6 protein-coding genes are annotated in these 12,082 nt (G+C 42.6%); 3 read left to right on the top strand and 3 right to left on the bottom strand.

Annotation, left to right across the window (positions count from 1 at the left end; translation table 11 throughout):
• Positions 1-496 (top strand): hypothetical protein (locus EPU_RS14045; protein WP_010169364.1); only part of this gene is annotated, 496 nt, incomplete at its 5' end.
• Positions 475-618, top strand: a complete 144-nt coding sequence (locus EPU_RS13785) for a hypothetical protein (protein WP_010169362.1) — start codon at positions 475-477, stop codon at positions 616-618. The genes EPU_RS14045 and EPU_RS13785, both read left to right, overlap by 22 nt.
• A 67-nt stretch (positions 619-685) precedes the next feature.
• On the opposite strand, the gene EPU_RS13780 is transcribed toward EPU_RS13785, so the two are convergent.
• From EPU_RS13780 to EPU_RS13775, 3 genes are read right to left on the bottom strand one after another with little or no spacing between them, the layout of a single operon-like run.
• The gene (locus EPU_RS13780) at positions 686-982 is read right to left on the bottom strand and encodes a hypothetical protein (RefSeq protein WP_156778447.1); all 297 of its coding nucleotides are present in this window, start codon (positions 980-982) and stop codon (positions 686-688) included.
• A 42-nt stretch (positions 983-1,024) separates the two neighbouring features.
• Entirely contained in the window at positions 1,025-2,209 is a 1,185-nt protein-coding gene (locus tag EPU_RS10905) for a hypothetical protein (protein ID WP_010169358.1), read from the bottom strand.
• Positions 2,157-2,810, bottom strand: coding sequence for a hypothetical protein (locus EPU_RS13775; protein ID WP_198006426.1), 654 nt, complete (start codon positions 2,808-2,810; stop codon positions 2,157-2,159). Before EPU_RS13775 ends, EPU_RS10905 begins: the two co-directional genes overlap by 53 nt.
• Positions 2,811-3,117: 307 nt before the next feature.
• Here EPU_RS13775 and EPU_RS12445 point away from each other — a divergent pair.
• Positions 3,118-12,082 (top strand): hypothetical protein (locus EPU_RS12445; RefSeq protein ID WP_010169354.1); only part of this gene is annotated, 8,965 nt, incomplete at its 3' end.

Below are 12,082 nucleotides of genomic sequence, written 5' to 3'. Positions count from 1 at the left end.
TAATTCCGAAGATGCCGGTGATGATTACTATACCATAATATTTGAAGATGCGTTCGAAGCAAGTGTAACGGACGCTAATTGGACAGCCGTGGAGAAGGAATCGTTGTTGAAAGCCGTTGATGCTATTGATAGTATACGCAACACCACTCTAGCTAAGATTACGACTGCAACCCTTGCTCCTGCTGACGCTAAAGCTGCAGCAAAAAAGGTTAAAGACAGCATAACTACTGCATTAACTTCTGCATTGGGTGGTGCTGGTCATGGAGTTCAAGTATATATAGTAGAAGAAGATTTTGATGCTAACACAGATCTGACATCTAACAAAATTTTGGCAGGATATACCGCTGGATCGGCTGGAGAGATTGTCGGCGCAACAGCTGCGGGCACAGATGCATATCACGTAGATGAAAACGCTGTCGTTTGGTTCTATACTTTGGTCTATAATATAGCGTTGAGAATTCCGTATGATGCGTCATGGCAGAAATTGAGCCACTAGCAGTGTCCACCGCCTCGCTTATAGAAGAAGTAGAGACTGACGGTCTTGCTGGTGGAGAAGATCACACGAACGGATTCTACACTGTGATATTTGAAACACCATTTACTACTCAATTTATGTAACAAAGTGCAAAAGTACCGGCAATGAATAAGTCAAAACGAAGCTTTGCTAATGCGATAATGAATTTCTTCAAACGCGGATAATTGGCGTATACAATAATCGCGATGACTTTTTCAGCGATTGTATTATGTAGTTGTGAATCTTCATGACGCCGTTGCCTGTTTTGATGACGCAGTTTCTGGTTTTCATGATGCCGTTGCTAGCTTTCATGACGCCGTTGCTGGATTTCATGACGCCGATGCTAGCTTTCATGACGCAGTTGCCTGTTTTGATGACGCAGTTTCTGGTTTTCATGACGCCGTTGCTGGCTTTCATGACGCAGTTTCTGGTTTTGATGAGGCCGTTGTTCGTTTTCGCGTAAAGCAAATTCGAGACCTATCTCCGTTTCAGATTTGTTATATATGCTACTCATAACATCTGCCTTTTTCTTCCATTTAATCCTTTTCTTCTATTTAATATGACGCCGTTGCTAGTTTTTATGACACCATTGCCTGTTTTGATGACGCCGTTGCTGGCTTTCATGACGCCGTTGCTGGTTTTCATGACGCTGTTGCTGGCGTTCATGACGCAGTTTCTGGTTTTGATGAGGTCGATGCTGGTTTTCATGACGCCGTTGCTGGCTTTCATGACGCCGTTGCTGGGTTTCATGACACCATTGCTAGCTTTCATGACGCCGTTGCTAGCTTTCATGACGCCGTTGCTAGTTTTTATGACACCATTGCTGGCTTTCATGACGCCGTTGCTAGTTTTCATGACGCCGTTGCTAGTTTTTATGACACCATTGCTAGCTTTCATGACGCCGTTGCTGGCTTTCATGACGCCGATGCTAGCTTTCATGACGCCGTTGCTAGTTTTCATGACACCGTTGCTGGCTTTCATGACGCCGTTGCTAGCTTTCAAGACGCCGTTGCTGGCTTTCATGACGCCGTTGCTAGCTTTCATGACACCATTGCTGGCTTTCATGACGCCGTTTCTGGTTTTTATGACACCATTGCTGGCTTTCAAGACACCATTGCTAGTTTTTATGACACCATTGCTGGCTTTCAAGACGCCGTTGCCTGTTTTTATGACACCATTGCTGGGTTTCATGACACCATTGCTGGGTTTCATGACACCATTGCTAGTTTTCATGACGCCGATGCTAGTTTTCATGACGCCGTTGCTGGCTTTCATGACGCCGTTGCTAGCTTTCATAACGCCGATGCTGGCTTTCATGACGCCATTGCTAGTTTTCGTGACGCCGATGCTAGCTTTCATGACGCCGTTGCTGGCTTTCAAGACGCCGATGCCTGTTTTGATGACGCAGTTTCTGGTTTTGATGAGGCCGATGCTAGTTTTCGTGACGCCGTTGCTGGCTTTCATGACACCATTGCTAGTTTTTATGACACCATTGCTGGCTTTCATGACGCCGATGCTGGTTTTCGTGACGCCATTGCTAGTTTTTATGACACCATTGCCGGTTTTCATGACGCCGTTGCTGGTTTTCGTGACGCCGTTTCTGGTTTTTATGACACCATTGCTGGCTTTCATGACGCAGTTGCTAGTTTTCAAGACGCCGATGCTGGCTTTCATAACGCCGTTGCTGGCTTTCATGACGCCGGCTGGTTTTCATGACACCGTTGCTGGCTTTCATGACGCAGTTGCTAGCTTTCAAGACGCCGATGCCTGTTTTGATGAGGCCGTTGCTGGCTTTCATGACACCGATGCTGGCTTTCATGACACCATTGCTAGCTTTCATGACGCCGTTGCTGGCTTTCATGACGCCGTTTCTGGCTTTCAAGACGCCGTTGCTAGTTTTCGTGACGCCGTTTCTGGCTTTCATGACACCATTGCTAGCTTTCATGACGCCGTTGCTAGTTTTCATGACGCCATTGCTGGTTTTCATGACGCCGTTGCTAGCTTTCATGACACCATTGCTGGTTTTCAAGACGCCGATGCTGGCTTTCATGACGCCGATGCTAGCTTTCATGACGCCGTTGCTAGTTTTCATGACACCATTGCCTGTTTTGATGACGCAGTTTCTGGTTTTCATGACGCCGTTGCTAGTTTTCATGACACCATTGCTAGTTTTCATGACGCAGTTTCTGGTTTTATAGATGGCATAAGCGGCAAGAGGTATAATCGCAAAAATTGCAAATGTCGCCGTCCTAACTGCTACTACACGACCAGCTGTTACAACATGTTTCGCTACCACACATGTTGTTGCTACAAATCTTGCTGCCCTCGTACTAAAAAATCTGGTTTATATGCGAGCAAAAAACATGGATCTACAAATGGTTTTGGCCGTTTATGTTTTTTTGAGCAAAATTTTATTTTTTTGAGCAAAATTTTATCGATTACTATTTAAGTATAATGCATTTCGTCCGATATATAATTTTGAAGAAAAGTTTCTTGAAATAGTTTATTTCAAAATCAAATTCTTTTCAGAAAAGGATTATTGCTACTTTTTTTTATACATATCTTACTCTGCGGAGTAGGCTTACTTAAAAGGAGATGAATTAATGGCTTTAATTGATAAATATCGAAAACAAATGGCTTTAACTATCGCAGGTGCTATTGCCATGGGACCTGTTAGTACTTTTGCAGATGCTTCGAAGGATCTGGTAGCTAATGTTGGTGCGCTAACTTCTCAAGGAACTGCGGTGACGGACGCTGACACTATCTATGGGTATATACATGATTTACCAACTGATGTGACTAACAATGACAATCCACTAATGATAGAAAAAGATGACCCCGCATATAAACTAGATGAACTAATACGTGAAGCTTTGTGGTTAGTTCAATTACATACATCGACTACTGATGGACTGGAATTTAAAGGTGATGGAAGTGGAACTAGTGACGACTTATACATACAGGCGGACGACGTCGCTTTTGTTGCACTTAAAAATATACTTGAAACCAACAAATTCTCTGGAGAGGGTGCTAAAGATCATGTTGCTGAACTAGTGGTTGAACTTTCCACTGCTTTAGATGCTGTTAAGAAACTTACACCTTCTAAAGGTACTGGTTCGGCTTACAAAACTGCGATCGATGACTTAAAGAAGAATATTCACTTCGTTGATGCGCATCTCGATTTTTCTGCAGCTAGAACTAAAGCTACTAAAACTACTGGAACTGATCCAATTAAACCAGCTGAATTAAAACATGATTCCACTTCATTAGTTCCAATTGCAATAAGTAATAATGGAAATGATATTGCTACCGATAAATATTGGGTTACCGATACTATACATGACGCTCTTGTGAAAGCCCTCGAAGATGCGGAGACGGCTGTTCAAAGTGCCTATGCTGATGCTTATTCTACAACTACTGGCTCATCTGGAACTCCTACTACGCTTGAAGAGGTATTTGAGGATGAAGTAGAACATGGAAACACTTCGATGGCAACATTGCTAGATCCTGAAAAGGGTGAAGATGGTGCGCCGGATTTAGAAAAGGACACAGATGTAGCGAAAACATCTGACGAAGAAAAGTATGATAAGGATACTCTAAAGGCGGCGGATGAGAAATATACTACTCTTGGAGATCTCTCTACAGCTGCAGCTAACCTCACGACTGCGTATGCAAATTATATTGCTGCTGCTAGACCTGGTAAGTATGTCGTTGACAATGCGACTCTAGAGATTTTGATCGCTAAGGCTCTTTTAGGTTGCGATTTAACAAAGACAGAGGTACCAAGCTCGGTTTCAACAGTTAACACGCCACAAGTATATATCTACGTAAAAGGTGATACTAATAGTCAAACAGCTTGCACAAAAGCAGAGGCTACTGGAATTAAATTAGCAGGTTCTACCGCATTTACAAATCCTAGAGAAGGCTTCAGCGACGATGCGACATATTTTGTTGCACCAGCGATTCTGAATAATGAACCAGCGGCGGGCTCTACATGGACACCTGATACTGCTTTGAGTATAGGAGGCGCATCACCGACAAAATATATTTTGAAAAAGACAGCATCTGATAAGCTGAAAGACTTGGAATCAAAAGTTGAAACATACCAAAAATATGATGGACTCAATGAAGAGGGTACAATTTTAAACGGCCCGGCATATACAACAGAAATTAAAGATGGTAGTTCAGGTAAGCTTAATAACGCTATCAAGGCACTTGCTGAATTCGCATCAGATGTGCCAGTTAAATTTGCAGAAGTGAAGGACGAAGCTAAAGCAGCGGCTACCTTGGAGCTACAGAAGTATCTTATCCATCTTGGAGCAGGGGGGATAGAAGAGAGCACTGGAAGTAGTAAGGAAGTATTTAAAAAGATTCCGACGTGGAATGTGCCAGCCGGTCTCAAGAAAACAGCAGTTGATGCTGGTAATGCGGCTTCAACAGATGTAACTAAACCAACTGAATTTATTCCGGTTGCAGGCGAGATAGTGGGCTATACGGAAGTTGTTAGAGATAAATTCTACGATATTTCAGCGTATCATGGGGTTGATATACCAGACGCGAGCTATTGGATACCGGCTAACGGAACTGGCGCGACTGTTCAAACCAATCTCGCCAACGCTATTAAAGAGGGCTGGGATTTATTTACAATTTCTGTAAATACAGCACCAGCGGAAGACGCAAATAAGGAAGACGCAGCTAAGACTGTAGTAAATGCAGATACTACAACTGCTACTGCCGAAAAGATAAATGGTGTTATAACCAAGATTAAAACGGCGCTCAAAGCATATGATGATGCGGCACAGAAGGGTCAAAAAGAAGCCTTCGCGGGAACAGCTGAGACTAGCGTAATCGCACTTGCTGAAAAAGCGTTAACAACTCTTAACAAGTACGTTGCTCTACCAACCTTTGACATAGATACAACTAACGGAAAACTTAAAATCACGAAAGCAAGAACGATGGTGACCGCAAGTGATACCGTACCAGCTTTATCTGATGACGGAATTTTCAATATTACTAAAGAAGCGTTTAACAACGGATCTGATACAACGGATGGATATGAGTGGGGGGGCGACAGTAACGTAACTACTGAGCAGAAAACACTCATCGCTGATACAGTGAAGCAATATGTGACACCAGATCAGCTGGATGCGTTAATCGAAGCCGCTACTCCGTTGATAAATTTTGTAGCATACAAAGCTAAGTTCGCTACGTTGCATACCGATGCAACGCTAAAAAATATACTCGCAGGCTATATCGACGACTACGCTACTGGAGATAAACTTCAAAAGGATATCAATGCGATCACTGATGCCCTCGCTAAATTTGAATCCGAAATGAAGCCGGTGATGTCTTATAAGACTAATAGAGATGCATTGAGTACAGCTGCGACGGGTACTGGCGATACATCTGGTAGAGCGCTAATTAAAGTAGATGGAGATACTGTTTATATCGCAGGTGGTGCTATATTTGTATCTGATGACGGTGGGTACACCTATAAGGAGTATACAGAATCGAATCATACATGGAGCGAGGCTAAACCATTTACATCTTCCGACTCTGCCAACAATTCCAATAAGTGGTGGGTAACAACCGAACAGATTAAAGATTACAACGACGCTATCGTGGCCGCTGAAGAAGTTATTTCAGATACTCAACCTACACTTACTGAAACTGGTGGAAGCGGAAACGCCGCAAAAGGAGAAGTCAACTCTACTAAAACATACACCGAAGTAGAATGGGACTCTGGTGTACTTGCGAAAATGACGAATGCCTTCAAATCTTCTGACGACGACTATTTCACCCAAGCAACGGCGGCGCTGGCAGAAGCAACGGCGGTATTCAATGCGGCGAAGTCAGCTCCAACCAATGTGGAGTCTGCGACAAAAGCGTATGATGATTTTGTGGCAGAAATTGGAAATCCATACACCAAATCAGCTTCTGATCCTACTACAAACACAAGTTTGGGATACATTAAAACTGGTGATCTAACTGCTCCAACTACTCCAACTGATCCTACAACGAAAATCGCAGCGAAATTATGTGCATTCGAAGAAGGTACAGGCGATGATAAGAAAGTAGTAAGTTACTTCCCAGTGGGTGTATACGTATCCGATGATGATAACGAATTGATCAACTCTGTTACCAAGAAATTATATGGCTATACCGATAAAGGCGTAGCTGATACGACTCCTCCAGATAAATTCGTTCATAAAAAGTTAGCCGATAAATTAATCGAAGAGTACGAAGAAATTCTCGAATTCTTAAATGGTACCGACAAGGATAAGAAAACTAAAGAGCATCACTTGGCTGAATACAATAAAGATAACAAGTACTTCGAGAATGAAATTGCAGATCTCCGTGCAGCGGCGAAGGCGTATGAGGAAGGTACGAAAGCTCATAAAGTTACAGAATATGAAGATGCTTATAAAGAAGTTCAAGGCAAATTAACAGATGGTAATGGTAAATTAAACGAGGCTACATTTGATTTCAAAAAAGCAGATGGTAGTACCGAGTCTGACCTTACCGCGGAGGTTGCATTTAAAACAGGTATTATTGACTCTACTGATAATAAAAAAATTGATACTACCAAAATCGAGCTAGGCGATACAGTTAAACTTTCTACAGACGGTGTATACGTGTGTGGTGAAGATGGCAAAAAAACTGACACTGCATTAGCGGTAAACGACTACTGGGTAACTCCGGATATGTTCAAAACTCTAAAAGAGGCAATGATCGCGGCACAAGAAATCGTAAACAACGCCGTTGCTACAGAAAAGAAATCGCTTAGTGGCTACTTAGAAGATCCTAAATACTTCGAGACGCAATACAATAGTACAGGTTTAGCGGATGCAGTAAAGGCGTTTGTACCAACCAAAATAGAAAAGGGAACTACTGCTGCCACCGATAAAACTCATTGGACCGATAAAGCAAATGAAATTCTATACGGTAATGATCAAAAAGTTGGCGGCGATGCAGTTGCCGATGCAGATGCACATATAAGTGATGTAACTGGCGGAACAGACGTACTCACATATGAAGAGCTAAAAGCAATTGGCGATGTCGACACCGTCACAGTAATATCCGAGGACGAGCTAACAGCGTTTGCTAATAAACCTGCTTCTACAGATCCTATCGTTAAAAATAACCAATATTTGGATAAAGAGTATGCTGATGCCCTAAAAGCAGCACTAGCGAAGGCAACAGCATCGACCGTAGATGCAGATATAGCGAAATTGGCGTTGCTTGTATTAGAGGTGGATGATCACATACAACCGATAGACGTTCACAATATGCCAAAAACTAAATTATACAATGCTTATGTGGCGGCAGAAGAGAAGAAATTATATAACGGCGGAGAAGTATTGCCAAGCTGGGCTGCTGGTGCCGATGTAATGACTACTCGCTATTGGGTACCTGCAAGTGTGTTGGAGAAGATGAACGAAGAAATTACTGCGGCCAAAAAAATGTTAGATCAAACCGATAACAATTTGAATGTATCAAAAGCGGCATCTTCTCTTTCTGCAGTTGCAAAATCGTTTATTCCTAAACAGGGATTGTTATCGCAAGCCGATATTGATGCGATAAAGGCGGCAAAGACTCCGCTACTGACTGCAATTAACATAGCTGCCAAAATGGTTGGGCAAGATGCTTATGTTGAAGATTCCAACAAACTTAAGTATACAAATAAGGCGCACACGGGAGCTGCGGAAGATGTAGAAACTATTGCAGTGAGCGATGTTTATGGTACAGATATACCTGGAGACGATACCGATGGAAACCTAATTCCGGATGGAGGAACTCGCTGGACATCGTCGAAAGTGAGAGATGTAATGGTGGATGCGATCGCAACTGCTGTGGAGGCATATAATTTGCCAAAAGCAACAGCCGCAACTCTGGATGCCGCTTTGATAAAATTACAAATCACTAGTGCAACATTCGAGAAGAACGCGCAGTTTGGTAGTAAAGAACTGTTTGCCAGCGTAACTGCAACAATCAGAAAGTATTTGTCATATGTGAATGACGGCAACTTTGAGTATAAGTTAACTTCGAGCTCTATCATAACTCCAGCAGTTGAGGATCTAGTTATCAGTGCTAAGTATGGCGCAGATGTCGCGACTACTACGTTGTGGACTTCAAAGATTGAGCAAAGTAAATTGATAAGCGCAGCTGACAAAGCTCAGACGTTTTTAGATAATTACGCTAATCCAAATACTCCAAAAAAACGCGCGACGCTGAATCAGGCAATACTTGCTTTGTCACCTATACAAAACGCCTTCGAAGAATTTTATGGTCGAGACATAAAGGGTGACGTGAAAGAAAATATTATTCCGAAAGCTCTTCGCGGTACAGATGGAATCGAGACCGCCGAGTTGCGCAAGGCCATCGTCGATGCGTATACAGCTATTAACGAACTTGCGTATATTGATGGTGTAACGCCGCCAACTACTACTTATACTAATGCTGATGGTGTAACAAAAAATAGGTACGAATCTAATAGCGAGTACACTGAGGATTCTGCATATGTAACAGGAAAGAAAAATGGCGTCGATGTACCGATTGGCAAAAATTGGGTAACCAGTGCAGATGTTGCCAAATATGCTCTTGCTGTAAACAGTGCTCAAATCGCGTTAAACAAGTTTATGATCACCGAAGAACCATCGCAACAAATTCTAAATCTGGCAATGACCGCGTTAGGTAGATCTTCCGAAGAGTTTGCTAATGCCAAGAAAGTTGCGTACCAGACAATGGATTCTATTGTATATGGCACGGCAGCAGAAAATCTTAAAAATGCTATCATTCAGGCATGTAGTGTAATCGGACATGATTATAACGGAACATCTATCTGGAAATCTGCAAATACAGAATTTATAAGTGGCCCGTTGAACTTGTACTCTAAGGTAGAGTTGAGCATCTCGGGAGACGGAGGAGATGTGAGTCCATTCTATCACTGGGTTCCTGCAATAACGCTTAACGCATTTAAAGGATCGATTGTAAAAGCAAATACGGCGTTGCGAAATCCGATTGCAACAATAGCGAGTTTAGATTCTGCGTATAAAGTACTCGAGAATGCGACAGAAGCATTCAATCGTGTAGCAATGAAAACTGAAAATCAATCTGGTAAAAATGATGAGCTTGTGGCCGAGGTTGAACAATTAGAAATTTTGATTACCAAAGCTACGGATTTACTATTTGGAGCTGACAGAAATTCTCTAGTATTTGTAAGTGCGAATGGAAACGACGTGCCAAACGATTCTAAGTGGTTACCGGCAACTATGGTGAACGCTTTGCGCRCGCAAATTACTGCAGCCGAAAATGCGATATTCAACACCAAGACTGCAACGCATTCGGTGACCGGAGTGCAAGGAACCGGAAAGACYACTATTGTGGCACTGAAAGGGCTAGTAACATCGCTAGGCAATGTTGTGAAAAACGCGTCTGCGGCACTTCAAGATGGAAAATTAAGTGTTGATCATGCTTATTCTGATGCTGTGAAAGCACGAGTGAAGTTAAAAGTATTATTAGAAGAAGTCGCACCAATGACAAAAACATGGACCAGCAAAGCGCAAGGCACCGACATTRCAGACGGCGTGAAGTGGGTTACCCCAGAAAAATTGGATGGCTTTATTGTAGCTGGCGAAGAGGAGTCGATAGCGCCGGTAGAATTTATTRCGAATGTGTATAAGGCAGCGAACGCCGCGTATATAAAACCGTATACAGTTGCGGGAATCGTGGAGTCCTATGAAAAAGCAATAATAGATCTTGAGGCAGCAATTAGACAATTTACTAATGTATTGAGCAATAAACTTCCAGATGGCACAGTCCTAGCTGCAGATGACGAAGCTATTGGCGGCGTGGGTACAGAAGATGCGTTAGAGTTAGCAAAGAGAGTATTAAGCAGTAGAATAGCTGTCCTGACAAAATACGTGAGTTTAGTATCAGAAGTTAGTGATACGACAGATTTAACTGCAGATGGAGAGATATATGAATTGAAAATCGGTACATCATATGCGCTCGATGACGATATTGAGGCTATGAAAGAGGAACTCGAAGTGGCTCAGGACGCAATGGATGATCTAGAGGGAACTCCAGGAGATGCCGCAACACTAACCGCTGGATCTTTAAATGGATCCACAGTTGATAATGACGAGGATAGTATATTACACACACTAAATAAGGCCTACGATACATTTAAAGGACAGGTTACAGAAAAAGTGAAATGGGCAGGTACGATATTGGAGCAAGCTCAGGTCGCTGTAGAAGCGATGCTCGGCGAAACGCTTCCTGTAGTTGCAGCTAATATTACAGTTGACAAGACTGGTGGCTATGCTGATCTCAAAGCTCATCTTCAAACAATGGTAGAGGAAGTAATTGAAAAAGCCTATATCAACATGACTGTACCGGCTGTACCAGCATCTGGAGACAAAAATCCTGCTACCGTTGAGACGAAAATTAAGGTTACTGTAGAAGTAACAGACGCAACAGACGCGATAGATGGAGATATGGATGAAGCTGCCGGAGAAATCGGAGAAGGTAGTGCAACAGTTACGTTGGAGTTAGAAGTCGCCAAACCTGGATCTGGAACAATGGCTCATGAGCCAGATGCTGTAGAAATAGAAGACTTTGAATTTGAGATTGCAGCTGCGGAGTATAAGTGGAATATGGCGAAGAAAGCAAACGCATTGGAGGCAGCCGCGAAGGTATACGGAATTAAAGATGACTTCAAGATTAATGGAGCTCTGTTAAACGACAAAACTGCAGAGGCAACTGCTAGAAAGAAAGCCAATGCCAAAATAGCGGTGAAAGAACTTCGTACGCATATTGAAAAATTGATTAACAATACAGATGTTGAAGTATATATCGTATCGGAGGATTTTGAGGCGGATACTACTGAATTTACAGCCGCCAACATATTCGAAGGATCTGCAGCAACAAAAACTCCTTCAATTGTAGGTACGAAAGATCCATCTGCTGCGTATAACGAGGAAGATGGCACATTCATATTTAACGTAGCGTTGAGAATTACTGATGCTAAGACTCCTGAAACCAACGCAATTGTAGCGGCAATTAGATCTATCGCAACTGAAAATAACATCGAGTCCAAAGTTGTAGAGATTAAGAAGGATGGCACGGGTACTAATTCCGAAGAGGACGTTGATAAATACTATACCATAATATTTGAAGATGCGTTCGAAGCAAGTGTAACGGACGCTAATTGGACAGCCGTGGAGAAGRAATCGTTGTTGAAAGCYGTTGATGCTATTGATAGTATACGCAACACCACTCTAGCTAAGATTACGRCTGCAACCCCTGCTCCTGATGACGCTAAAGCTGCAGCAAAAAAGGTTAAAGACAGCATAACTACTGCATTAACTTCTGCATTGGGTGCTGGTCATGGAGTTCAAGTATATATAGTAGAAGAAGATTTTGATGCTAACACAGATCTGACATCTAACAAAATTTTGGCAGGATATACCGCTGGATCGGCTGGAGAGATTGTCGGCGCAACAGCTGCGGGCACAGATGCATATTACGTAGATGAAAACGCTTTCTTTTGGGCCTATACTTTGA

This window comes from Candidatus Epulonipiscium viviparus (genome assembly GCF_000171335.1).
Classification (GTDB): domain Bacteria; phylum Bacillota; class Clostridia; order Lachnospirales; family Cellulosilyticaceae; genus Epulonipiscioides; species Epulonipiscioides viviparus.
This window is presented reverse-complemented; position numbering and strand designations above follow the sequence as displayed.

Bases quoted from the DNA above. Each gene is read 5' to 3' on its own strand.
- EPU_RS13785 (WP_010169362.1), top strand. From the start codon at position 475: ATGGCAGAAATTGAGCCACTAGCAGTGTCCACCGCCTCGCTTATAGAA.
- EPU_RS10905 (WP_010169358.1), bottom strand. From the start codon at position 2,209: ATGAAAGCCAGCAACGGCGTTATGAAAGCCAGCATCGGCGTCTTGAAA.